This window comes from Enterobacter sp. UPMP2061 (assembly GCF_053709615.1).
The window spans coordinates 580565-603292 of record NZ_JBSKJP010000001.1 but is presented as its reverse complement, the minus strand read 5'-3'; the positions used below and the strand labels follow the sequence as shown (position 1 = coordinate 603292).

At 58.1% G+C, this 22728-nt stretch carries 22 protein-coding genes; 11 read left to right on the top strand and 11 right to left on the bottom strand.

The window, feature by feature from the left end:
• Nucleotides 1–35 precede the first annotated feature (35 nt).
• Nucleotides 36–1325 carry an arsenic transporter gene (locus tag ACWKXX_RS02855; RefSeq protein WP_261666346.1) on the top strand — a complete coding sequence of 430 codons (1290 nt, stop codon included), beginning with the start codon at nt 36–38 and terminating at the stop codon, nt 1323–1325.
• Between the two features lie 12 nt (nt 1326–1337).
• Nucleotides 1338–1769, top strand: coding sequence for a glutaredoxin-dependent arsenate reductase (gene arsC / locus ACWKXX_RS02850; RefSeq protein ID WP_015571020.1), 432 nt, complete (start codon nt 1338–1340; stop codon nt 1767–1769).
• Between the two features lie 21 nt (nt 1770–1790).
• Here arsC and ACWKXX_RS02845 read toward each other — a convergent pair whose 3' ends face one another.
• On the bottom strand, nt 1791–2342 hold the full coding sequence (locus ACWKXX_RS02845; RefSeq protein ID WP_015571021.1) for a TetR/AcrR family transcriptional regulator: 552 nt from the start codon (nt 2340–2342) through the stop codon (nt 1791–1793).
• A gap of 82 nt (nt 2343–2424) precedes the next feature.
• On the opposite strand from ACWKXX_RS02845, the gene ACWKXX_RS02840 reads away from it, so the two are divergent.
• Nucleotides 2425–3639: an MFS transporter gene (locus ACWKXX_RS02840; RefSeq protein WP_017384883.1), complete on the top strand. Its 1215-nt coding sequence runs from the start codon at nt 2425–2427 to the stop codon at nt 3637–3639.
• Complete coding sequence (locus tag ACWKXX_RS02835; RefSeq protein ID WP_017384884.1) at nt 3629–4441, top strand: Cof-type HAD-IIB family hydrolase; 813 nt, start codon at nt 3629–3631, stop codon at nt 4439–4441. The genes ACWKXX_RS02840 and ACWKXX_RS02835 overlap by 11 nt, the downstream gene beginning before the upstream one ends.
• Nucleotides 4442–4554: 113 nt before the next feature.
• Here ACWKXX_RS02835 and ACWKXX_RS02830 read toward each other — a convergent pair whose 3' ends face one another.
• On the bottom strand, nt 4555–5787 hold the full coding sequence (locus ACWKXX_RS02830) for an MFS transporter (protein ID WP_006809465.1): 1233 nt from the start codon (nt 5785–5787) through the stop codon (nt 4555–4557).
• 167 nt (nt 5788–5954) lie between these two features.
• Between ACWKXX_RS02830 and ACWKXX_RS02825 the strand changes: the two genes are divergently transcribed.
• The 3 genes from ACWKXX_RS02825 (at nt 5955) to deoR (ending at nt 8125) form a co-directional block, all read left to right on the top strand.
• Nucleotides 5955–6683 (top strand): phosphatase PAP2 family protein, encoded by a 729-nt coding sequence (locus ACWKXX_RS02825; protein ID WP_023303358.1) that lies wholly within the window; start codon nt 5955–5957, stop codon nt 6681–6683.
• Nucleotides 6684–6690: 7 nt separating this feature from the next.
• Nucleotides 6691–7299, top strand: coding sequence for an undecaprenyl-diphosphate phosphatase (ybjG, locus tag ACWKXX_RS02820; protein WP_023296185.1), 609 nt, complete (start codon nt 6691–6693; stop codon nt 7297–7299).
• Between the two features lie 67 nt (nt 7300–7366).
• The gene (gene deoR, locus ACWKXX_RS02815) at nt 7367–8125 is read left to right on the top strand and encodes a DNA-binding transcriptional repressor DeoR (RefSeq protein WP_017384886.1); all 759 of its coding nucleotides are present in this window, start codon (nt 7367–7369) and stop codon (nt 8123–8125) included.
• Nucleotides 8126–8211: 86 nt separating this feature from the next.
• Here the strand turns inward: deoR and dacC are convergent, their stop codons facing one another.
• Nucleotides 8212–9417: a serine-type D-Ala-D-Ala carboxypeptidase gene (dacC, locus tag ACWKXX_RS02810; protein ID WP_023296184.1), complete on the bottom strand. Its 1206-nt coding sequence runs from the start codon at nt 9415–9417 to the stop codon at nt 8212–8214.
• 243 nt (nt 9418–9660) lie between these two features.
• Between dacC and ACWKXX_RS02805 the strand changes: the two genes are divergently transcribed.
• On the top strand, nt 9661–10287 hold the full coding sequence (locus ACWKXX_RS02805) for a glutathione S-transferase family protein (RefSeq protein ID WP_023296183.1): 627 nt from the start codon (nt 9661–9663) through the stop codon (nt 10285–10287).
• On the opposite strand, the gene ACWKXX_RS02800 is transcribed toward ACWKXX_RS02805, so the two are convergent.
• Nucleotides 10288–11406, bottom strand: a complete 1119-nt coding sequence (locus ACWKXX_RS02800) for a PQQ-dependent sugar dehydrogenase (RefSeq protein ID WP_023296182.1) — start codon at nt 11404–11406, stop codon at nt 10288–10290.
• Nucleotides 11407–11512: 106 nt separating this feature from the next.
• Nucleotides 11513–11896 carry a biofilm formation regulator BssR gene (bssR, locus tag ACWKXX_RS02795; protein WP_003858412.1) on the bottom strand — a complete coding sequence of 128 codons (384 nt, stop codon included), beginning with the start codon at nt 11894–11896 and terminating at the stop codon, nt 11513–11515.
• A gap of 217 nt (nt 11897–12113) precedes the next feature.
• On the opposite strand from bssR, the gene rimO reads away from it, so the two are divergent.
• The gene (gene rimO, locus ACWKXX_RS02790; RefSeq protein WP_017693743.1) at nt 12114–13439 is read left to right on the top strand and encodes a 30S ribosomal protein S12 methylthiotransferase RimO; all 1326 of its coding nucleotides are present in this window, start codon (nt 12114–12116) and stop codon (nt 13437–13439) included.
• Between the two features lie 63 nt (nt 13440–13502).
• On the opposite strand, the gene gsiD is transcribed toward rimO, so the two are convergent.
• From gsiD to iaaA, 5 genes are read right to left on the bottom strand one after another with little or no spacing between them, the layout of a single operon-like run.
• Nucleotides 13503–14414: a glutathione ABC transporter permease GsiD gene (gene gsiD, locus ACWKXX_RS02785; protein ID WP_015571027.1), complete on the bottom strand. Its 912-nt coding sequence runs from the start codon at nt 14412–14414 to the stop codon at nt 13503–13505.
• Between the two features lies 1 nt (nt 14415).
• On the bottom strand, nt 14416–15336 hold the full coding sequence (gsiC, locus tag ACWKXX_RS02780) for a glutathione ABC transporter permease GsiC (RefSeq protein WP_006809475.1): 921 nt from the start codon (nt 15334–15336) through the stop codon (nt 14416–14418).
• Nucleotides 15337–15341: 5 nt separating this feature from the next.
• Nucleotides 15342–16880 (bottom strand): glutathione ABC transporter substrate-binding protein GsiB, encoded by a 1539-nt coding sequence (gene gsiB, locus ACWKXX_RS02775; protein WP_015571028.1) that lies wholly within the window; start codon nt 16878–16880, stop codon nt 15342–15344.
• 23 nt (nt 16881–16903) lie between these two features.
• Complete coding sequence (gsiA, locus tag ACWKXX_RS02770) at nt 16904–18775, bottom strand: glutathione ABC transporter ATP-binding protein GsiA (RefSeq protein WP_023303356.1); 1872 nt, start codon at nt 18773–18775, stop codon at nt 16904–16906.
• An 11-nt stretch (nt 18776–18786) separates the two neighbouring features.
• A complete protein-coding gene (gene iaaA, locus ACWKXX_RS02765) occupies nt 18787–19725 on the bottom strand; it encodes a beta-aspartyl-peptidase (RefSeq protein ID WP_017384893.1) in 939 nt (312 codons plus the stop codon).
• Nucleotides 19726–19914: 189 nt separating this feature from the next.
• Here iaaA and moeA point away from each other — a divergent pair, with 189 nt between their 5' ends.
• Nucleotides 19915–21147 carry a molybdopterin molybdotransferase MoeA gene (gene moeA, locus ACWKXX_RS02760; protein ID WP_017384894.1) on the top strand — a complete coding sequence of 411 codons (1233 nt, stop codon included), beginning with the start codon at nt 19915–19917 and terminating at the stop codon, nt 21145–21147.
• 1 nt (nt 21148) lies between these two features.
• Nucleotides 21149–21901: a molybdopterin-synthase adenylyltransferase MoeB gene (gene moeB, locus ACWKXX_RS02755; protein WP_017384895.1), complete on the top strand. Its 753-nt coding sequence runs from the start codon at nt 21149–21151 to the stop codon at nt 21899–21901.
• Between the two features lie 86 nt (nt 21902–21987).
• On the opposite strand, the gene fsa is transcribed toward moeB, so the two are convergent.
• Nucleotides 21988–22650 (bottom strand): fructose-6-phosphate aldolase, encoded by a 663-nt coding sequence (gene fsa / locus ACWKXX_RS02750; protein ID WP_017384896.1) that lies wholly within the window; start codon nt 22648–22650, stop codon nt 21988–21990.
• Between the last annotated feature and the right edge of the window lie 78 nt (nt 22651–22728).

Genomic DNA, 22728 nt, shown 5'->3' with positions numbered 1-22728 from the left:
ACACATTCACAATAACAGATATAACGGAGTAAAAGATGTTTCTGGCAGGGGCTATTTTTCTGTTTACGCTGGTACTGGTTATCTGGCAGCCCAAAGGGCTCAGTATCGGCTGGAGCGCCACCATTGGCGCCGTGCTGGCGCTGATGAGCGGCGTGATCCACATCAACGATATCCCTGTGGTATGGAATATCGTCTGGAATGCGACGGCAACGTTTATCGCGGTTATCGTTATCAGCCTGCTGCTGGATGAGTCCGGCTTTTTCGAGTGGGCCGCGCTGCACGTTGCCCGCTGGGGAAACGGTCGCGGGCGATTGCTGTTTACCTGGATCGTGCTGCTGGGCGCAGCCGTGGCGGCGCTGTTTGCCAATGACGGCGCGGCGCTGATCCTCACCCCTATCGTCATCGCTATGCTGCTGGCGCTGGGGTTCAGCAAGCAGGCTACGCTGGCGTTCGTGATGGCGGCGGGATTTATCGCCGATACCGCCAGCCTGCCGCTGATTGTCTCCAACCTGGTCAACATTGTGTCGGCGGACTTCTTTAAGCTGGGCTTCAGCGAATACGCCTCGGTGATGATCCCGGTTGATATCGCTGCGATTGCCGCAACGCTGGTGATGCTGCATCTGTTCTTCCGAAAAGAAATTCCCCACGAATATGACCAGGCAAAACTCCGCGAGCCCGCACGGGCCATTCACGACCTGCCAACGTTCAGAACGGGCTGGATCGTGCTGCTGCTACTGCTTGTCGGTTTCTTTGTGCTTGAACCTCTGGGTATCCCGGTCAGCGCTATCGCAACAACTGGCGCGCTGATTTTGTTTGCCGTTGCTAAACGCGGGCACGCCATTAACACTGGAAAAGTGCTGCGCGGCGCGCCGTGGCAAATTGTTATCTTCTCGCTGGGGATGTATCTGGTGGTGTATGGCCTGCGCAACGCCGGGCTGACGGAGTCTCTTTCAGGCGTTCTTGATCACTTAGCCGGATACGGACTCTGGATCACCACGCTGGGAACCGGATTTATCACCGCCTTCCTGTCATCCATAATGAACAATATGCCAACGGTGCTGATTGGCGCGCTCTCCATTGAGGGTAGTGCTGCAACAGGGTTGGTTAAAGAGGCAATGATTTACGCTAACGTGATTGGCTGCGATTTGGGGCCGAAAATTACCCCCATAGGAAGTCTGGCTACCCTGCTCTGGCTCCATGTGCTGGCACAGAAAAACATGACTGTTACCTGGGGCTACTACTTCAGGACGGGCATCATAATGACCCTGCCGGTTCTCTTTGTGACGCTCGCCGCACTCGCGCTACGTCTCTCCTTCACACCATAATGAGTCACTGATATGAGCTACATCACCATTTATCACAACCCCGCCTGCGGCACGTCGCGCAATACGCTGGAGATGATCCGCAACAGCGGTACGGAACCAGAGATTGTCCTCTATCTGGAAAACCCGCCGTCACGCGATCAACTGACCAGGCTGATTGCAGACATGGGGATTTCCGTGTGCGATCTGCTGCGCAAAAACGTCGAGCCTTATGAGCAACTGGGCCTTGCCGGGGGAAATTTCACCGATGACCAGCTTATCGATTTCATGCTGCAATACCCCATCCTGATTAACCGTCCGATTGTGGTGACACCGCTGGGCACCCGTCTGTGCCGTCCTTCTGAAGTCGTTCTCGACATCCTTCCGGACGCGCAAAAAGGGGCATTTACAAAGGAAGATGGCGAAGTCGTCGTTGACGCCAGCGGGAAAAAAATCTCCCGACAATAAGCGTAGCCGGGGCGAGTGCTATCAGACGGTATCCTCGCCTGCAATCCGCCCCACCATCACCCGGATCTCCTCCCGGGTTAACGGCGACCGATCGGTCACAAAATGCAGCGTCATCCCCTCGATAAACGCATCCAGCGCGCGGGCGGTGGCCGGATCAAACCACTGCTCCAGCGTAGCCTGGCTCATCTTCATCCAGTCCTGCATCACCGTTTTCAGCGCGGCGCTGCGGTGCATAAACGCGTACAGCTGATACATCAGCGCCATATTGTGTGGCGTGGTCACGGCTGAACTGTGGATCAGCGTGGTAATGGCCTCGCACGCCCTCTCGCGCCCCGTAACCCCCGCGAAGAAATCCCGGTACTGCTGAGACATCTGCTGCGTAAACCACGTGAATGCCTCCTCCAGAAGCGACTCCATCCCGTCGAAATAGTAGGTCATCGACCCCAGCGGCACGCCTGCGCAGGTGGCAATTTTGCGGTGCGTGACGGCATGAATACCGTGCTCAGCAATGGTGTCCAGCGTCGCCTGGAGTATCTTCTCGCGGCGGTTAGGGTCGTTCGGTGGTCTGCTCATAAAATCCTCATCCGGTTTATGTACAAATGTACACAAAGTTGCTAGTGTTGTCGCTATTGTTGTACTTCTAGTGCTGATCCCAATGACGCTAACTTCTCCTCGCAAAGCCCTGCATCTGCGCATGTGGGCGCTATTTATGTTCTTCTTCATCCCCGGGCTGCTGATGGCTTCCTGGGCAACGCGCACCCCGGCAATCCGCGATACGCTATCCGTTTCGACGGCGGAGATGGGGATCGTGCTGTTTGGCCTGTCGATTGGCTCGATGAGCGGCATCCTCTGCTCGGCCTGGCTGGTGAAACGCTTTGGCACGCGCGCGGTGATCCGCACCACCATGTGCTGCGCCGTGGTGGGAATGCTCGGTCTGAGCGTGGCGCTGTGGTTCGCCTCGCCGCTGATGTTTGCCCTTGGGCTGATGGTATTTGGCGGCAGCTTTGGTGCGGCGGAAGTGGCCATTAACGTCGAGGGGGCCGCCGTTGAACAGGCGATGAACAAAACGGTGCTGCCGATGATGCATGGCTTTTACAGCCTCGGCACGCTGGCGGGCGCGGGCATAGGGATGGCGCTGACGGCGCTGGGCATTGCGGCCAATGTGCACATTTTACTCGCGGCGCTGGTCTGTATTATCCCGATCCTCACCGGCATCAGGGCTATTCCCGCTGGCACAGGACAAAATGCCTCGGACGAACAGAAGTCTGCGGCAAAAGGGTTGCCCTTCTATCGCGATTTCCAGCTGATGCTGATTGGCGTGGTGGTACTGGCGATGGCGTTTGCTGAAGGCTCCGCCAACGACTGGCTACCGTTGCTGATGGTAGACGGGCACGGATTTAGCCCCACCTCCGGCTCGCTGATTTACGCCGGGTTCACGCTCGGCATGACCGTCGGACGCTTTACCGGGGGCTGGTTTATCGACCGTTACAGCCGCGTGGCTGTCGTCCGTGCCAGCGCCCTGCTGGGTGGGCTGGGCATCGCGATGATTATCTTTGTGGATGTGGACTGGATTGCCGGCGTGTCGGTGATCCTGTGGGGACTGGGCGCCTCCCTTGGCTTCCCGCTGACCATTTCCGCTGCCAGCGATACCGGCCCCGACGCGCCGACGCGCGTGAGCGTCGTGGCGACCACGGGCTACCTCGCTTTCCTGGTGGGCCCGCCGCTGCTTGGATTCCTCGGTGAGCACTACGGGTTACGCAGCGCGATGCTGGTGGTATTAGGGTTAGTCATTATTGCCGCCCTGGTGGCGCGAGCGGTGGCAAAACCGGAAGCAGAAACAACGTCAATGGAGAAGGGATATGAGCGTTAAACTGATTGCAGTCGACATGGATGGCTCCTTCCTGAGCGATGCGAAAACCTATAACCGCGCGCGTTTTCTGGCGCAGTACGCGCGCATGAAAGCGCAAGGCATCCGTTTTGTGGTCGCCAGCGGAAACCAGTACTACCAGCTGATCTCATTTTTCCCGGAGATCGCCCATGAAATTGCCTTCGTTGCCGAAAACGGCGGCTGGGTGGTGGATGCGGGCGAAGACGTGTTTAACGGCGAACTGTCGAAAGAGCATTTTCTGACCGTCGCCACCCTGTTAAACGACGTGCCCGGCATTGAGATAATTGCCTGCGGAAAAAACAGCGCCTACACGCTGAAAACGTATAACGACCTCTTCAAAGAGATTGCTGCGAAATACTATCACCGCCTTGAAAGCGTCAGCAGCTTTGACAACCTCAACGATATTTTCTTCAAATTCGGGCTAAACGTCTCTGACGACGAAATTCCGCGCATTCAGGCGCTGCTGCATGAGAAGCTTGGCGACATCATGGTGCCGGTGACCACGGGACACGGCAGTATCGACCTGATTATCCCCGGCGTACACAAAGCTAACGGCCTGCGGATCCTGCAAGCGCGCTGGGGCATTGAGGACAGTGAAGTGGTGGCCTTTGGCGACAGCGGTAACGACGTGGAGATGTTGCGCCAGGCAGGGTATGGCTTCGCGATGGCCAATGCCAGACCGCACATTAAGGCGGTGGCCCGCTATGAAGCGCCGAACAATAATGACGAAGGGGTGCTGGACGTAATTGATAGGGTGCTGGACGGGGAGGCGCCGTTTAATTGATTCCGTGCGCTCTGGTGCCCTCATCCTAACCCTCTCCCACAGGGCTAAGGGTTCCCCACAAAATAATGCCTGCACAGACGGCCCCCTCTCCCTTGAGGGAGAGGGAATAAGGGTTACGGTTGCAGGGCGTTTCCGACGCGTTTGTCCTTCAGGAACACCACCATCAGCCCTACCCACAGCACACCGTTTGCGAGATTGAACAGGCTGAACAGTCCGTTACCGCCGAAAGCATAGGCATGCTTGCTCACCTCAATACCGACAGTGAAAATCAGCATTTGCAGCATCCCCATCGCGGCAGACACCGTGCCTTTACTCATTTCACTGGCGAACAGCGTCAGGCGTACCAGACCGGCATTCGCCACGCCAATACCAAACGCGTAAACGCTCAGCCCCGCCGTCATCCACAGGTACGCATGAGACGAGGCTACGGTCGCCACCGCCGCGATAATCAGCCCTGCCGCAATGGGCCAGCCGCCCATAATAATCAGCGAACGCACGGTACGACGCGACGTCAGACGCGCCAGCACCAGGTTACCGATAATCAACGCGCCAAAAATCGGCACCTGTAACAGGCCATACTCATAGCTGCTAAGCTGCTCGCCGCTGATGATAATAACCGGCGACTGGGCAATCCACGCCAGCAGCGGCAGGCTGACAAAGCCCGTCGCCAGCGCGCCCGCGACAAAACGGCCGTTTTTCAGCACCGCCTTATAATCACGCCCCAGCTCTTTAAGCGAGAGCTTTTCGCCCAGGCGGGTGGCGGTCTCCGGCATCGCACGGTGCAGCCCAAAGAAAGAGATGGCCGCAAGCGCGGCAAAGAGGACGAACATCCCTTCCCACGGCGCAACGTGGACCCATGCGGCTCCCACCAGCGGCCCCAGAAGCGGCGCAATCAGCGCCACGTTCGCCATCAGCGCGGTTATTTTGATACATACCGCCTCCTCAAACGACTCCTGAATAGCGGCGTAGCCCACGGCGCCAATAAAGCACAGGCTCACGCCCTGAAGGAAACGCAGCAGCGTGAATTGCTCAATGTTCTGCGCCAGCAGCGTGGCGAGACAGGTGACGATAAACCACACCACGCCCGTCAGCATCACCGGGCGGCGGCCAATACGATCCGACAGCGGCCCTAAAAGCCACTGTAAAAACATGCCGCCCGCCAGATAGGCGGTCATGGATGTAGGTACCCACTCAATACCTGCGTTGTACTGCTCAACCACAGCCAGCATGCCTGGCTGGATCATGTCGTTGCCGATGTAGGTAGAGAATTCGTAAAGCACCAGACACAGAGGAAAAAGTAACGCCTGACGACCCAGACGATTACCGGAAGAAGAACGGTTTATCATGCAATCTCTTTAGTATGAAAAAATCGCGATGAGTGTAATGAATTGCCGCTGTCTGAGATAGCATAATCACGTGAAAACACAGAAATAAGGCACTTATCGTTGTTGTTTAAGGTTTCCTTAAGTTGCCCTCCCTATGATAGTGCTATTTCACGTTATTGACCGAAACTATGACACACGCCGTCAGCCCTTCAGAATTATCTAAGTTACCGACAAATAAGACAAAAAGCCTTTACCGTTTGCCTGCCCGCTTTTATGGTTATCAGCTTTTCGGGCTGATCGTCCTTGCGCTGCTTTTTACCTGGCTTTCGCGCGATGAATCGCTTGACCGATGGATAACCGGCTTCTGGTATGACGCGGCGACGCACCATTTCCCGCTACAGCAAAACCCGCTGCTGGATCTGCTGAACCATCGGCTGGCGAAATATGTGACCATTGCGCTGGCTGCCGCATCGCTGATTTACGGCGCTTACAAACGCAATGCCCGGCTGGTGACGGCCGCGCTTCTGATGGGGCTGGGGGCGCTGGTAGTTGGGGTGCTGAAAAGCATAAGCCACCACAGCTGTCCGTGGGATCTGGTGGAGTATGGCGGCAAAGCCGTCTCGTATCCCCTGTTCAGCGCCGTTCCGGCAGACAGCGGACCGGGACGCTGCTTTCCCGGCGGCCACGCCTCAAGCGGGTTTATGGTGATGGGGTTGTTTTTTGCCTTCTGGCGTGAACGTCCGCGCCTGGCCTGGTCCTTTGTCGCGTTAGGCGTTGTTATGGGGCTGCTGATGGGATTCGGGCAGGTCATGCGCGGCGCGCATTTTTTCTCTCACAACCTGTGGGCCGGGTGGTGGGTCTGGTTTTCCCAGGTGCTGGTTTACGGGCTGGTTTCCACCTGGTTTGCTAAAGAGTAACGAGATTATGTTAGAAAATCTGAACTACGAACTGTTTTACCTGCTCAACGCCACGCCAGCATCACCGGAATGGATGATCGATCTCGCCACCTTCATTGCGAAAGATGTGATCAGCATTGTACCGGCGCTGGCGGTGATCCTCTGGTTATGGGGACCTCGTACACAGGTCACCGCCCAGCGCCATCTGGTGATCAAAATGGCGATGGCGATCGGCGTGAGCGTGCTGGCAAGCTACGTGCTGGGCCACGCCTTCCCGCACGATCGTCCGTTTGTCGAGCACGTCGGCTACAACTTCCTGCACCATGCGCCGGATGACTCGTTCCCGAGCGATCACGGCACGGTGATCTTCACCTTTGCGCTGGCCTTCCTGTTCTGGCATCGCCTGTGGTCCGGCATGGTGCTGATGGGGGTGGCGGTCGCCATCGCCTGGTCCCGCGTCTACCTGGGCGTGCACTGGCCGCTGGATATGGTCGGCGGTTTCCTGGTGGGGCTGATGGGCTGCGTCAGCGCAGCCATCCTGTGGAGCCTCTTTGGTCCGGCGCTTTATCGTGGATTATCACAGGCCTATCGCGTTCTGTTTGCCCTTCCGATCCGCAAAGGCTGGATACGTGACTAACCCCGGTCCGTCAGGTTACACTTGAGCCCCCGCCCTGCGGGGGCTCACTTTTTTAGCCCGAGGATCTATGGAAACACGTCGCGATGACCGCATTGCTCAGCTACTTCAGGCGCTGAAGCGCAGCGATAAGCTGCATCTTAAGGAAGCCGCTACCCTGCTTGGCGTGTCTGAAATGACCATTCGTCGCGATCTGAACAGCGACAGCGCCCCCGTTGTGCTGCTTGGCGGGTATATTGTTCTGGAGCCGCGTAGCGCCAGCCATTATCTGTTAAGCGATCAAAAAACACGCCTGGTGGAAGAGAAGCGCAAAGCCGCGCGGCTCGCCGCCTCGCTGGTGCAGCCGCATCAAACGCTGTTTTTTGACTGCGGTACGACAACCCCGTGGATCATCGAGGCCATCGACAGCACCGTTCCCTTTACCGCCGTCTGTTATTCGCTAAACACCTTCCTGGCCTTGCAGGAGAAACCGGCGTGCCGGGTGATTTTGTGCGGCGGCGAGTTTCATGCCAGCAACGCCATCTTCAAACCGCTGAATATTCAGGACACGCTGAGCAATGTATGTCCGGATATCGCCTTTTACTCTGCGGCGGGTGTGAATGTGAAACAGGGGGCAACCTGTTTTAATCTTGAAGAGTTACCGGTGAAACAGTGGGCGCTCAACGCCGCACAGCAGCATGTGCTGGTGGTTGATCACAGTAAATTTGGCAAGGTTCGTCCGGCAAGGATGGGGGAACTGTCGCGCTTTGACGCCATCGTCAGTGATTGCCGCCCGGATGACGAGCTGGTGTCGTATGCAAAGGCGCAGCAGGTGAAGTTGATGTATTGAGGTTGTACCGGGTGGCGGCTTCGCCTTACCCGGCCTACAACGGCTCAAACGAAGGCCGGGTAAGCGCAGCGCCACCCGGCAAAAACCTAGCTAAACCAGCTGCCAAACCAGCCGTGGAACTTCATTAATACAAAGTCCCACATTCGGCTGAAGAAGCCGCCCTCTTCCACCGCTTCCATCACCACCAGCGGACGCTGCTCAATGGATTTGCCGTTAAGCTGGAAATCTATCGTCCCGACCACCTGGCCTTTTTTCAACGGCGCGGTCAGCTGTGGCTCGGTCAGGGTATAGCTGGCTTTCAGGTTTTTCAGCTGACCGCGTGGAATGGTGACAGAACCCGCTTCACCTGCCCCCAGGTTCACTTCGCTTTTATCCCCAAACCAGACGCGCTGGCTGACGAAGGTGGCGTCCGGCTTAATCGGCGTGACGGTTTCAAAGAAGCGGAAACCCCAGGTCAGCAGTTTTTCGGATTCATTAAAACGAATGCGGTCGGTTTTCGTCCCCAGCACCACCGAGATCAGGCGCATGTCGCCCTGCGTCGCAGAAGCCACCAGGTTGTATCCGGCCCCGGCGGTCGTCCCCGTTTTCATGCCGTCCACGTTAACGTTACTGCTCCAGAGCAGACGATTACGGTTAGGCTGGCGGATATTGTTGAAGGTAAACTCTTTCTCTTTATGGATGGCGTACTCATCCGGCACGTCATGGATCAGCGCTTTGCCCAGCAGCGCCATATCGCGCGCGGTACTGAACTGACCGGGCGCATCCAGGCCGTGAACGGTTTTAAAGGTGGTGTTGGTCAGACCCAGTTTTTGCGCGTAGCCATTCATCAACCCAATGAATGAGTCCTGACTGCCTGCGACGTAATCGGCCAGCGCAATACAGGCATCATTTCCCGACTGAATAATGACCCCTTTATTCAGATCGGAAACGGAGACCTGATCGCCGGGCTTCAGGAACATGACGGACGAGCCGCGCAGCGCCGGGTTACCCGTCGCCCAGGCATCTTTGCCGACGGTGACCATGTCATCCAGCTTGATCTTGCCCGCTTTCAACGCCTGACCGACCACATAGCTGGTCATAATTTTCGTCAGGCTCGCCGGGTCGAGTTTTTCGTCGGCGTTACCTTCCGCCAGCACTTTCCCGCTGGCGTAATCCATCAGGATCCAGGCGCGCGCATCGACAGGCGGCGCTTCGGGCGCCGTCTGTTCCGCCGCATGGAGCGTTGGGGCAAAAAGGAAAAGCAGCGCCGAGCCTGCCGCCAGGCTGCGCAGAGAAGAAGTTTTTTGCGTCATAAATGCCACCCGAGTGTCCATTCTAAAAATCACGTCACAATCACCGTGTCGCAAGAAGCGATGAGTAATAGCGCACTACAGCGTTCAAAGAAACCTGTTCCAGGTAAAGTTTTTAAAGTTTATGCAATAACATTCAGATACGCTTTGATTGCGGCGTTTTTTTTAGCATCTGTTGCGTAATTGTTAGGTTTATCTCACCATGGCGAAAAGCTGACTCGGATTAACATCTCATCGGGAGTAAATATGATTACGCTGTGGGGCAGGAACAATTCGACTAACGTGAAGAAAGTGCTCTGGACGCTGGAGGAGCTGGATTTACCGTTCAACCAAATCATGGCTGGCATGGCGTTCGGGGTGAATAAAGACGCCGACTATCTGGCGATGAACCCAAACGGACTGGTGCCGTTGCTGCGCGATGACGAGACAGACGCCACGCTGTGGGAGTCCAACACCATCGTGCGTTATCTCGCCGCGCAGTACGGCCAGGGTCGGCTGTGGGTTGAAAATCCAGCCCGCCGCGCGCAGGGCGAAAAATGGATGGACTGGGCAAACCAGACGCTTTCCCCCACGCACCGGGTGATCCTGATGGGGCTGATCCGCACGCCGGAAGCCGAACGTGATTATCCCGCCATTCATGCCGCCCAGGACGCCTGCGAATCCCTGTTCGCGATGATGGACGACGAACTGGCGAAGCACGCCTGGTTCTCCGGCGACACCTTCGGCGTGGGCGATATCGCCGTCGCCCCCTTCGTCTGGAACCTCACTAACATGGGTCTTAGCTGGAGCCCGCGCCCTCACCTGGAGCGCTGGATCCAGCAGCTTAGCGAACGCCCGGCGTATCGCAACGTGGTGATGATCCCGGTGACCTGATTACGACCTGGACGGGCTGACTTTCAGCAGTTGCCCGTCCGTCTCGTCAGTCAGCACGTACAGATAGCCATCCGGCCCGACGCGCACATCGCGAATACGCTGATCTTTATCGCCCAGAATGCGTCCGTCCTCCGTCACGCTATTGCCCTTCACGCTCAGCACGATGACGTCTTTCTCCTTCAGCGCGCCGATAAACAGCTTGTTTTTCCACTGCGGGAAGACGTCGCTGTTGTAGAACGCCATGCCGCTGACGGCGGGCGATACTTTCCAGACAAACAGCGGCTTTTCGGTGCCCTCAACGTGCTCGCCTTTCGCTTCCGGGATTTTCAGGCCGCTGTAATTAATCCCGTGCGTCGCCAGGGGCCAGCCGTAGTTTTTGCCCTTCTCAGGAATGTTAATCTCATCCCCACCGCGTGGTCCGTGTTCGTTGAGCCACAGCGTGTCGCTCCACGGATTCATCGCCATCCCCTGCGGGTTGCGAATGCCATAGGACCAGATTTCAGGGCGCGCACCGGCGGTGTTCACAAACGGATTATCCGGCGGCACTTTTCCGTCCTCCGTCAGGCGCACCACCTTGCCCTGAAGCTTGTCCAGCTCCTGCGCCGTCGGGCGCTGGTTGTTTTCACCCAGGCCAATAAAGAGATAGCCTTTGCCGTCGAACACCAGCCGTCCGCCAAAGTGGTTGCCGGTAGAGAGCTTCGGCATCTGTCGGAACACCACCTGGAAGCCCTCAATGCGCGAAATGTCATCGCTCAACCGCCCGTAGCCCACGGCGGTACCCGCTTTGCCATCATTACCTGCCTCGGCGAAGCTGAGCCAGACCCGCCGTGACTGTGCAAAATCCGGGGCCAGCGCGACGTCCAGCAGTCCGCCCTGGCCGCTCGCCCACACTTTCGGCACGCCGACAATCGGATCGGAGAGCCCTTTTCCAGCCTGCCAGTGCTTAAGCTGCCCGTCTTTGAGCGTGATGAGCAGCCCCTTGTTATCTGGCAAAAACGCCAGCGACCAGGGGTGATCCAGTTTTGTCTGTAGCACGTCGACCTTAACCGTCTCAGGTGCTGCAAGCAGTGAAAGCGGGAATAACAAGACTGGAAGGAAAATCAGCGAGGATCGAGGCATAACGCACTCCTTTATCGACATATGGCTTAAAGATTAGCCACTGTTCCCGGGTGCGTTACCACTTTTACAAAAGCTTAATCAGAAGGGGGAGTTGCCTCCCCCGGGTTCAGTGCCGGGCAAGCGTTTCCGGCTTGTTCAGACACATGATGCAAAGCGCGAGCGTGGTCAGGCAGTTTTCAAGCTTCTCCGCGTTAACGGCAATAAAATTCGGGCAGTCGTGACGTCCGTTCATCAAACAGACCCCGGCGATGGAGAGCACCTCGGCGGCGCGGCGCAACGCCACTAATTCGCTTTCAGCGTAGTGCGCTTTCAGGATGGGTGCTTTTTCACGCATGAAATTGCAAAGTTCAAAGAAGTTATCACGCAGATTTTCGCTTTCGCTGACTGACATATACCCTTTCGCCTTGCGGAGTTGCAGATATGCGGCCAGGTCGATTCGGGCGTTGATCAGCTTGTTAAGCAGATCGCGTTTCAGTCTGTCAACGGACATGCTATTTCCTCCCCTGTCAGCCATGTTACCTTATTAAGGATAAGGTCATTTTTTGTACAATGTAATGCCTGAGATCAATAAACGATAACTGATTAACATTCTTTACAATGTTACAACGATTGCCCGCCTCAACTGCGCCATCATGAGTGTATAAATCCCCCGCGATACGCTGTAAAATCCCGCCCTGATAACTCCATAATTGATGAATTTTTAACCTATGAGCAATGTTACGCACCCGCCGAAAATCGGCTTTGTCTCCCTCGGCTGCCCGAAGAACCTGGTGGACTCCGAACGCATCCTGACTGAACTTCGCACTGAAGGCTATGACGTGGTGCCAAGCTACGACAACGCCGACATGGTGATCGTCAACACCTGCGGGTTCATCGACAGCGCGGTCCAGGAGTCACTGGAAGCCATTGGTGAAGCCCTGACGGAAAACGGCAAAGTGATTGTCACCGGCTGCCTGGGCGCGAAGGTGGATCAGATCCGCGAAGTGCACCCGAAAGTGCTGGAGATCACCGGCCCGCACAGCTACGAGCAGGTGCTGGAACATGTTCATCACTACGTCCCCAAACCAAAGCACAATCCGTTCCTGAGCCTGGTGCCGGAACAGGGCGTGAAGCTGACGCCGCGCCACTACGCCTACCTGAAAATTTCCGAAGGCTGCAACCACCGCTGTACCTTCTGCATCATCCCGTCGATGCGTGGCGATCTGGTGAGCCGTCCGATTGGCGAGGTGCTGGCAGAAGCCAAACGCCTGGCCGACGCGGGCGTGAAGGAGCTGCTGGTCATCTCCCAGGACACCTCCGCCTACGGTGTGGACGTCAAACACCGCTCCGGTTTCCACAACGGCGAGCCGGTGAAAACCAGCATGGTCGGCCTGTGCGAGCAGCTGGCTAAGCTCGGGATCTGGACGCGCCTGCACTACGTCTACCCTTATCCGCACGTTGACGATGTGATCCCGCTGATGGCGGAAGGCAAAATCCTGCCGTATCTGGATATCCCGCTACAGCACGCCAGCCCGCGCATTCTGAAGCTGATGAAACGTCCTGGCTCCGTGGATCGCCAACTGGCGCGCATCAAGCAGTGGCGTGAGATCTGCCCGGATCTGACCCTGCGCTCCACCTTTATTGTCGGCTTCCCGGGTGAAACCGAAGAAGATTTCCAGATGCTGCTCGACTTCCTGAAAGAGGCGCGTCTGGATCGCGTCGGCTGCTTCAAGTACAGCCCGGTTGAAGGCGCAACGGCCAACGAGCTGGCGGACCAGGTACCGGAAGAGGTAAAAGAGGAGCGCTGGAACCGCTTTATGCAGCTGCAACAGCAGATCTCGGCTGAACGCTTGCAGGAGAAAGTGGGCCGCGAAATTCTGGTGATTATCGACGAAGTGGACGAAGAAGGCGCGATTGGCCGCAGCATGGCGGATGCACCGGAAATCGATGGCGCGGTGTACCTGAACGGCGAAACACAGGTTAAGCCGGGTGATATTATTCGCGTGAAGGTTGAAAACGCGGATGAGTATGACCTGTGGGGTAGCCGGGTTTAAACACCCTGCTTCCCTTTTGTAGGCCGGGTAAGGCGTAGCCGCCACCCGGCACATTCCACAGCACTACCCTTTTATCCGCGGATCCAGCGCGTCGCGCAGCCCATCCCCCAGCAGGTTAAACGCCAGCACGGTCAGGAAAATCGCCAGGCTCGGGAAGATCGCCACGTGTGGCGCAATCACCATATCCGCCCGCGCCTCGTTCAGCATCGCGCCCCACTCCGGCGTCGGCGGCTGTGCCCCTAACCCCAGAAACGACAGGCTGGCCGCCGAGATAATCGACACGCCTATGCGCATGGTGAAATAGACCACGATAGACGAGACCGTTCCCGGCAGAATATGGCTGAACAGGATGGTGGCATCGCTGGCTCCCATGCTGCGCGCCGACTCGATAAAGGTCTGCTGCTTCAGCACCAGCGTGTTGCCACGTACCAGACGCGCGAAAGCGGGAATCGAGAATACCGCCACGGCGATAATGACGTTCGCCATGCCGCTGCCCATCACCGCCACCACGGCAATCGCCAGCAGAATACCGGGAAAGGCAAACAGCACGTCGCAGATACGCATGATGATGCGGTCCCACCAGCCTTCGTAGTACCCAGCCACCAGCCCCAGCACGGTGCCAATTGCTGCGCCCATCAGCACCGCGAAGACCCCGGCCGCCAGTGAGATCTGCGCCCCTACCAGCACGCGGCTAAAAATATCGCGCCCGAGCGAGTCCACGCCAAACCAGTGCATCATCGACGGACCATCGTTCAGCCGGTCGTAGTCGAAGTAGTTTTCCGCATCAAACGGGGCTATCCAGGGGGCGATAATCGCCACCAGGATCAGCAGTAACACAAACAACCCGGCGACCATAGCGACGGGCTGACGACGGAATCGACGCCAGAACTCAACCCACGGGGTGCGAATATGGTCCGGCCTGATCCCCGGCATAGCGTTTAAAATGGCCTGGCGACGCCAGTTCAGTAATCGCATCTTACTTATACCTGATGGCCGGGTTAATGGCGGCGTAAAGCACATCCACCACTAAGTTGATAAGAATAAACTCCAGCGAGAAAAGCAGGACTTCAGCCTGAATAACCGGATAGTCACGCATATCGACCGAGTCGACCAGCAGGCGCCCCAGCCCCGGCCAGTTAAAGACCTTCTCAACCACGATAGAGCCCCCCAGCAGGAAGCCGAACTGTAGCCCCATCATCGTGACCACCGGGATCATCGCATTACGAAAACCATGCTTCAGAATGACCCATTTCTCACTCACCCCTTTTGCCCGCGCGGTGCGAATGTAATCTTCGCTCAGCACGTCGACAAACGAGGCGCGGGTAAACCGGGCCATAACCGCCGCAACGGCCGCGCCTAGCGTCATAGAGGGCAGAATGTAGTGCTTCCAGGTGTCGGCCCCGACGGTCGGCAACCAGCCCAGCTCGACGGAGAAAATCTGCATCAGCAGCATGCCCAGCGCAAACGCCGGGAAAGAGATGCCGGTGACCGCCAGCGCCATACCGAGCTTATCCGGCCAGCGGTTGCGCCAGACGGCGGCGACAATCCCCGCGCCCAGGCCAAAGACAACCGCCCAGCTCATACTGGCAATCGTTAACCAGAAGGTAGGCATAAAGCGGCTGGCAATCTCCTCCGACACCGGACGACGCGACACCATTGAGATGCCGAAATCGCCCTGAAGGACATTGCCAATGTAACGCAGAAATTGCCTGTACAGCGGCTGGTCAAGACCGAGCTGTTTACGCACCAGTTCAATAACCGTCGCATCCGCTTCCGGTCCGGCAATCAAACGCGCCGGATCGCCGGGCAGCATATGAACAAACAAAAACACCAGCACGGCCACAATCAGCAGCGTCGGGATAAGCCCCAGCAGGCGTTTACACACATAATTCAGCATGAGTTTTATTTCAAATCCGCGTCATCAAAGCTAAAGCCCGTATCCGGCATGATGTAAAAACCGGTCAGCGCTTTGTTGTGGGCTGAGACCAGTTTTTCCACCACCAGCGGCACCCACGGCGACTCTTTCCAGATAATGTCTTGCGCCTCTTTGTACAGGCGTGCTTTCTCTTCCGGTTTGGTGGTTTTCAGGGCATCGGCCAGATCTTTATCCACCTGCGGATTACTGTAAAACGCGGTATTGAACAGCGTTGGCGGCCAGTTCTGGGAAGCAAACAGCGGCGACAGGGACCAGTCCGCTTCTCCGGTTGAAGCCGTCCAGCCGGTGTAGAACATCCGCACGCCGCTCTCTTTCTGTCCTTTGCCTTCCACTTCCGCCGCTCGCTGTCCGGCATCCATCGCCGTAACCCTGGCTTTAATGCCCACCTGCGCCAACTGCTGCTGGGTAAATTGCAGCACCTTCTGCGCGGTACTGTGGTTATGCGACGACCACAGCGTAGTGCTAAAGCCGTTCGGATAGCCCGCCTCTTTCAGCAGTTCCCGCGCTTTCGCCGGATCGTAAGGCCACGGCTGATAGCTTTGCGCGTACTCAATGGTTGGCGGCATCACGCCCGTCGCCGGGGTGGCGTAGCCGGCAAAGGCCACCTTCACCAGCGCCTGGCGGTTAATGGCGTAGTTGATGGCTTCACGCACCTTCGGGTTATCAAACGGTTTCTGCGTGACGTTCATGCTGATGTAGCGCTGCATAATCGACGGGCTGGCCACCAGTTCCAGCTTGCTGTTTTTCGCCAGCAGCGCCGCCTGTTCGTACGGGATCGGGAAGGCAAACTGCGCTTCGCCGGTTTGCAGCATTGCGGCGCGGGTGTTGTTGTCCACTACCGGCCGCCAGGTGATGGTATCCAGCTTCGGCAGCCCCTGCTGCCAGTATCCGGCGAATTTTTTCACCTTCACAAAATCGGTCTGGTTCCAGGTGAGCAGTTCGTACGGTCCGGTCCCCACCGGGTGGAATCCAATCTCTTTGCCGTATTTTTTCAGGGCGGCGGGGGAAATCATCGCCGTCGCGGGATGCGCCAGGATATTGATAAACGCCGAGAACGGCTCTTTGAGGGTGATCTTCACCGTCGCCGGATCAACCACCTCGGTTTGGGCGATATTTTTATACAGGTTGTAGCGCTTAAGACCGTTTTCCGGATTGCTGGCACGATCCAGATTGACCTTAACCGCCTCGGCGTTGAAGTCGGTGCCATCCTGGAACTTCACGCCGGTACGGAGCTTAACGGTATAGACCAGCCCGTCGTCCGACACGGTATAGCCTTCCGCCAGCACGTTTTTCAGCTTCATTTCGCGGTCCAGGCCGAACAGCCCCTGGTAGAAGGATTTTGCCACCGCCTGAGAAAGGGTGTCGTTGGCATCATACGGATCCAGGGTCGTGAAGTTAGACCCCACAGCCACCACCACGTCTTTCGCCGCGAACGCGGGGGCGGCGGCCAGCGCAGCCGTCACGCTCGCGGCCAGCAGCCATTTACGAGCAACAAAAGGAACCATTGTGTTCTCCTGCCTGTTGTAAGTTATAACCGCGAGAATGCATTGCCCTGACGCGGTGGTGCGACAAAATGACCGGGCCCCACCTCACGCAGCGCCACGCGCTCCAGGGTTTCGCCCCGTTTACGAATATTGCTCGGCATTTCGTCCTGCAACAGCACGCGCTGGGCGTGACGATGCTCAGGATCGGCAACCGGTACGGCGGCCATCAGCTTGCGGGTGTACGGGTGCTGCGGGTTTTCAAACACCGCCCGACGGGGGCCGATTTCAACAATTTGCCCCATGTACATCACCGCCACGCGATGGCTGATCCGCTCCACCACCGCCATATCGTGGGAGATAAACAGAAACGCAATGCCCAAATCCCGCTGTAAATCGAGCAGGAGATTGATGATTTGCGCGCGGATAGAGACATCCAGCGCTGACACGGACTCATCCGCAATCACCACTTTGGGATTGAGGGCCAATGCCCGCGCAATGCAGATACGCTGACGCTGACCGCCAGAAAATTCGTGCGGATAACGCCAGGCATGCTCCGGCTTCAGGCCCACGCGCTCCAGCAGCCATGCGACGCGGCGCTGCGCGGCTTCACCGTCGAGCAGGTTATGCACCCGCAGCGGCTCCATAATCGAGTACCCCACCGTATGGCGCGGATCGAGCGACGCATAAGGATCCTGGAATATAAACTGAATATCCCGGCGCACCGCCTGCAATTTACTGTTAGGGAGCGTATCGATGCGCTCACCGTTGAAGGTGATGCTCCCCTCCTGCGACGCCACCAGCCTGAGCAGCGCCCGTCCGGTGGTGGATTTACCGCAGCCGGACTCCCCCACCAGCGCCAGCGTTTCGCCCGGCCAGAGATCAAAACTGACGTTTTCAACCGCATGCACTTCGCGCTTCACGCGATTGAGGATCCCGCTACGCAGCGGGAAACGGGTCACCAGGTCACGCACTTCGAGAATTGGCCTGCCGGGAACCACCGTATCCTGTTCGGTTTCGTCTTCCTGCTGGCCCTGTTCGGTCTGTGAGATCAGCGGAAAACGGCGCGGAAAATCACTGCCATTCATGGCCCCCAGACGCGGGACCGCCGCCAGCAGCGCTTTGGTATAAGGATGCACCGGCGCATGAAAGACCTGCTCCACCGTGCCGGTTTCCACGGCATTGCCCTGATGCATAACCAGCACCCGATCGGCAATATCCGCCACCACCCCCATATCATGGGTGATGAAAATCACCCCCATCTCCATCTCCTGCTGCAACACCTTAATCAGTTGCAGGATCTGGGCCTGAATGGTGACATCCAGCGCCGTGGTGGGTTCGTCCGCAATGAGCACCGCCGGACGGCACGACAGCGCCATCGCAATCATCACCCGCTGGCGCATGCCGCCGGAAAGCTGATGCGGATAGCGGGACAAAATCGCGTGCGCCTCAGGGATACGCACCAGCTCCAGCATCCGTTTTGCTTCGTTGAGCGCCTCATCACCGCTCAGTCCCTGATGCAGGCGGATAGATTCGGCAATCTGCTCGCCCACCGGAAAAACCGGGTTCAGGGAGGTCATCGGCTCCTGAAAAATCATCGCAATATCTGCCCCGCGCACCCCCTGCATCTGGGACGCACTGAGCTCGTTGAGATCGATAACCTGACGGTTGCGACGGCGCAACAGCATCCGCTCGCTGGTGACCTGCCCGCCCGTCTGCTCAAGCAGACGCATCAGCGCCAGCGCGGTAACGGATTTACCGGAACCTGATTCGCCAACAATCGCCAGCGTCTCGCCGCGCCTGAGCGAAAACGATAAATTCTGTACTGCGGGGATGAACTGCCGCTCTTCCTGAAACGCAATATTCAGTTGGTGGACAGCCAGCACTTCGCAGTTGTCCAGCTCTTCACGGTGCGGCACGCAATGCCCCCTTATTCACGATAAATGCCTGTGCTGGGCGCATCGCCGGCATACCCCCACGCCCGGTACATCCCTTCACTGTTGAACGGCAGAGCCACGTTGCCCTCCCGATCCACCGCAATTAAGCCGCCAATCCCGCCCAGCGCCGGCAGTTTCTCCATCACTACCCGCTCGCAGGCCTCACTCAGGCTTAATCCGCCGTAATCCATTAGCGCGGTAATGTCGTAGGCCGCCAGCGCGCGGATAAACACTTCGCCGGTGCCGGTGCATGACACCGCCGCGGTGGCGTTATTGGCGTAACACCCGGCCCCCGGCAGCGGGCTGTCGCCGACGCGACCGGGAAGTTTGTTGGTCATACCGCCTGTCGACGTCGCGGCGGCGAGGTTACCGGCTTTATCCAGCGCCACCGCGCCTACCGTGCCCATTTTGCTGCGTTCATCGAGCGGCGCGGCATGGTCCAGCTGCGTCATCCCCGCTGTACGGGCGTCCAGCAGTTGCCGGTAACGCTCCTCGGTGGAGAAAAGATCGGGCGAGACCGTGTCCATCCCGTGCTCGACGGCAAATTTTTCCGCCCCCGCCCCGGCCAGCAGCACATGCGGGCTTTGTTCCATCACCAGACGCGCGGCCAGCACCGGATTACGCAGACGGCTGACACCCGCTACCGCGCCCGCCTTCAGGGTGACGCCGTCCATCACGCAGGCATCCAGCTCGTGCGTTTCATCGCGCGTAAAGACCGAGCCAATACCGGCATTAAACAGCGGGCACTCCTCCAGCAGACGTACTGCTTCGGTCACCACGTCCAGCGCGCTGTCGCCCGCTTCCAGCATCCGCTGGCCTGTTTCCACAATGGCGTTCAGCGCATCAATATAACGCTTCTCCTGCTCGGGACTGAGCTGTGCACGGGTGATTGCCCCGGCACCGCCATGAATTGCGATAACCGCTTTACTCATTTCGCATCACCCATCAGCCTGGCTGGCTGCTTTTTCTATAAATATCATTATCGTCGACGAATCTTCAGATGATTTTTGAATATAGAAAGACGCAACTGTGATGTAAAGCGTACACCCATCGGGTCATACAGTTAGCCGCACTTTTCTGCCATAATGAGCGCTTTCGTTGTTACTCCGCAGGAGCCCACCATGGATTTTACCGCCGGACTGATGCCGCTTGAGACGGCACTCTCGCAGATGCTTGATCGTATTACTCCACAGCACGACGTTGAGACACTGCCGCTTGTGCGCTGTTTTGGCCGTATTGCCGCGCGCGATATCGTCTCGCCGCTGAACGTGCCGGGGTTCGATAACGCGGCGATGGACGGCTATGCCGTACGTCTGGCGGATCTGCAAACGGGTCAGCCGCTGCCGGTGGCAGGTAAAGCGTTTGCCGGGCAGCCGTTCAACGGTGAGTGGCCAGCGGGCACCTGCGTGCGCATTATGACCGGGGCACCGGTGCCAAAGGGCTGTGAAGCCGTGGTGATGCAGGAAGAGACCGAACAAACGGACGACGGCGTGCGCTTTACCGCCAGCGTCAAAGCGGGACAAAATATCCGCCACATCGGGGAAGACATTACCCTGGGCGCAACGGTCTTTGCCGCCGGGCAAAAGCTGACGGTCGCCGAACTGCCGGTGCTGGCATCGCTTGGCATCGCGGAGATTGACGTGGTCCGCAAAGTGCGCGTGGCGGTGTTCTCCACGGGAGACGAGCTACAGCTTCCGGGTCAGCCACTGAACGAGGGGCAGATTTACGACACCAACCGTCTGGCGGTGCACCTGATGCTTGAGCAGCTGGGCTGTGAGGTGATTAACCTCGGTATCATTCCTGACGATCCGCAAAAACTGCGCGCGGCGTTTATCGACGCTGACGCCTCTGCCGACGTGGTGATCAGCTCCGGCGGCGTATCGGTTGGCGAAGCGGATTACACCAAAACCCTGCTTGAAGAGCTGGGCGAAATCGCCTTCTGGAAGCTGGCGATTAAACCGGGCAAACCGTTCGCGTTTGGCAAACTTCCGCACAGCTGGTTCTGTGGCCTGCCGGGTAACCCGGTCTCCGCCGCGCTTACCTTCTACCAGCTGGTGATCCCGCTGCTGGCGAAGCTTTCAGGCAACAATGCCAGCCCGCTGCCGGAGCGTGTGCGCGTGCGGGCGGCAACGCGCCTCAAAAAATCACCGGGCCGTCTCGATTTCCAGCGCGGCATTCTGGCGCGCAACGCCGACGGCGAGCTGGAGGTGAGCACTACCGGGCATCAGGGTTCGCACATCTTTAGCTCCTTCAGTCAGGGGAACTGCTTTATCGTGCTGGAGCGCGATCGCGGCCACGTTGCGGCGGGCGAATGGGTTGAAGTGGAACGCTTTAACCACCTGTTCGGAGGCTGACATGACGGTGGAACTGAGCGACCCGGAGATGATGCGCTATAACCGCCAGATCGTGCTACGCGGGTTTGATTTCGAGGGCCAGGAAGCGCTCAAGGCGGCCAGCGTGCTGGTTGTGGGCCTGGGCGGGCTGGGCTGCGCAGCGGCGCAATACCTGGCTGCGGCGGGGGTCGGCAGCATGACGCTGCTGGATTTCGACACCGTGTCGGTGTCCAACCTGCAACGCCAGACGCTGCACAGCGACGCGACGGTCGGTCAGCCTAAAGTGGAATCAGCACGCACGGCGCTGGCGCGCATTAACCCCAACGTTCAGTTCACCCTGATTGACGCGATGCTGGATGACGACGCGCTGTTTGCGCAGATTGCACGGCATGACCTGGTGCTGGACTGCACCGATAACGTCGCCATTCGCAACCAGCTCAATGCGGGCTGCTTTGCCCGTAAAACGCCGCTGATTTCCGGCGCGGCCATTCGCATGGAGGGGCAAATCACCGTCTTCACCTACGCTGAAGGAGAGCCCTGCTACCGCTGCCTGAGCCGTCTGTTTGGCGAGAATGCGCTGACCTGCGTCGAGGCGGGCGTGATGGCGCCACTGGTTGGCGTTATCGGTTCCTTGCAGGCGATGGAGGCGATCAAAGTGCTGGCGCACTACGGCACGCCCGCAGCGGGTAAAATCGTGATGTATGACGCGATGACCTGCCAGTTCCGCGAGATGAAGCTGATGCGTAACCCCGGGTGTGAGGTGTGTAGCCAGTAAAAAAGTCGGGTGGCGGCTTTGCCTTACCCGACCTACAACGGCCCGAGCGTAGGCCGGGTAAGCGTCAGCGCCACCCGGCAACAGCGTCAAATAGACGTCCGTCCAAACGCCCCCTGCCAGTCCTGCTCAAACTTCACAATTGCCGCATCCACGGCCGGAGAGGTAATAAACTGCTGCGCCACGTCCAGCGGCAGCGTGATGGATTCGCACCCTGCCAGCAGGCAGTCCAGCGCCTGGCGCGGGGTTTTAAAGCTCGCCGCCAGCACTTTTGACTGCGGGGCATGCAGGGTCAGCAACTGTTGCAGTTCGACCACCGTCTGGATCCCATCCCCGCCCTGCGCGTCCACGCGGTTCACATAAGGAGCCACATACTCAGCCCCCGCCAGTGCGGAGAGCATCCCCTGTGCTGCGCCGTACACCGCCGTACCCAGCGTCGGGATCCCTTCTGCTTTCAGCATTTTGATCGCCGCCAGCCCTTCAGCGGTCACGGGCACTTTCACCACCAGGTCATTGATTATCGCGCGCAGCTTACGTGCGTCTTCCACCATTCCCTCGGCGGTCTTCGCCATCACCTGAGCGAACAGCCGGCCCTTGCCGCCCAGCGCGTCGTGCAGCGCGGGCAGCAGCTCTTCCAGAGGCGTTTTACCCGCCGCCACAATGCTTGGGTTAGTGGTCACGCCCGCCAGCGGGAAGATACGCGCCAGCTTTTTGACTGCCGCAACGTCAGATGTGTCGAGATAAAGTTCCATGATGTCACCCTCAAAATTAGCCTGCACTTACCCTATCACAGCAAAACCTGCTCAGGAATTGACCCATATCAAGATAAC

Excerpts from the sequence above, each read along its gene's own strand:
- ACWKXX_RS02840 (WP_017384883.1), top strand. The coding sequence starts at position 2,425 with ATGACGCTAACTTCTCCTCGCAAAGCCCTGCATCTGCGCATGTGGGCG.
- gsiC (WP_006809475.1), bottom strand. The coding sequence starts at position 15,336 with ATGCTGAATTATGTGTGTAAACGCCTGCTGGGGCTTATCCCGACGCTG.
- deoR (WP_017384886.1), top strand. The coding sequence starts at position 7,367 with ATGGAAACACGTCGCGATGACCGCATTGCTCAGCTACTTCAGGCGCTG.
- ACWKXX_RS02825 (WP_023303358.1), top strand. The coding sequence starts at position 5,955 with ATGACACACGCCGTCAGCCCTTCAGAATTATCTAAGTTACCGACAAAT.
- arsC (WP_015571020.1), top strand. The coding sequence starts at position 1,338 with ATGAGCTACATCACCATTTATCACAACCCCGCCTGCGGCACGTCGCGC.
- ACWKXX_RS02855 (WP_261666346.1), top strand. The coding sequence starts at position 36 with ATGTTTCTGGCAGGGGCTATTTTTCTGTTTACGCTGGTACTGGTTATC.
- gsiD (WP_015571027.1), bottom strand. The coding sequence starts at position 14,414 with ATGCGATTACTGAACTGGCGTCGCCAGGCCATTTTAAACGCTATGCCG.
- ACWKXX_RS02830 (WP_006809465.1), bottom strand. The coding sequence starts at position 5,787 with ATGATAAACCGTTCTTCTTCCGGTAATCGTCTGGGTCGTCAGGCGTTA.
- dacC (WP_023296184.1), bottom strand. The coding sequence starts at position 9,417 with ATGACGCAAAAAACTTCTTCTCTGCGCAGCCTGGCGGCAGGCTCGGCG.
- bssR (WP_003858412.1), bottom strand. The coding sequence starts at position 11,896 with ATGTCCGTTGACAGACTGAAACGCGATCTGCTTAACAAGCTGATCAAC.
- ybjG (WP_023296185.1), top strand. The coding sequence starts at position 6,691 with ATGTTAGAAAATCTGAACTACGAACTGTTTTACCTGCTCAACGCCACG.
- rimO (WP_017693743.1), top strand. The coding sequence starts at position 12,114 with ATGAGCAATGTTACGCACCCGCCGAAAATCGGCTTTGTCTCCCTCGGC.
- fsa (WP_017384896.1), bottom strand. The coding sequence starts at position 22,650 with ATGGAACTTTATCTCGACACATCTGACGTTGCGGCAGTCAAAAAGCTG.
- moeA (WP_017384894.1), top strand. The coding sequence starts at position 19,915 with ATGGATTTTACCGCCGGACTGATGCCGCTTGAGACGGCACTCTCGCAG.
- gsiB (WP_015571028.1), bottom strand. The coding sequence starts at position 16,880 with ATGGTTCCTTTTGTTGCTCGTAAATGGCTGCTGGCCGCGAGCGTGACG.
- moeB (WP_017384895.1), top strand. The coding sequence starts at position 21,149 with ATGACGGTGGAACTGAGCGACCCGGAGATGATGCGCTATAACCGCCAG.
- ACWKXX_RS02805 (WP_023296183.1), top strand. The coding sequence starts at position 9,661 with ATGATTACGCTGTGGGGCAGGAACAATTCGACTAACGTGAAGAAAGTG.
- ACWKXX_RS02845 (WP_015571021.1), bottom strand. The coding sequence starts at position 2,342 with ATGAGCAGACCACCGAACGACCCTAACCGCCGCGAGAAGATACTCCAG.
- ACWKXX_RS02835 (WP_017384884.1), top strand. The coding sequence starts at position 3,629 with ATGAGCGTTAAACTGATTGCAGTCGACATGGATGGCTCCTTCCTGAGC.
- iaaA (WP_017384893.1), bottom strand. The coding sequence starts at position 19,725 with ATGAGTAAAGCGGTTATCGCAATTCATGGCGGTGCCGGGGCAATCACC.
- ACWKXX_RS02800 (WP_023296182.1), bottom strand. The coding sequence starts at position 11,406 with ATGCCTCGATCCTCGCTGATTTTCCTTCCAGTCTTGTTATTCCCGCTT.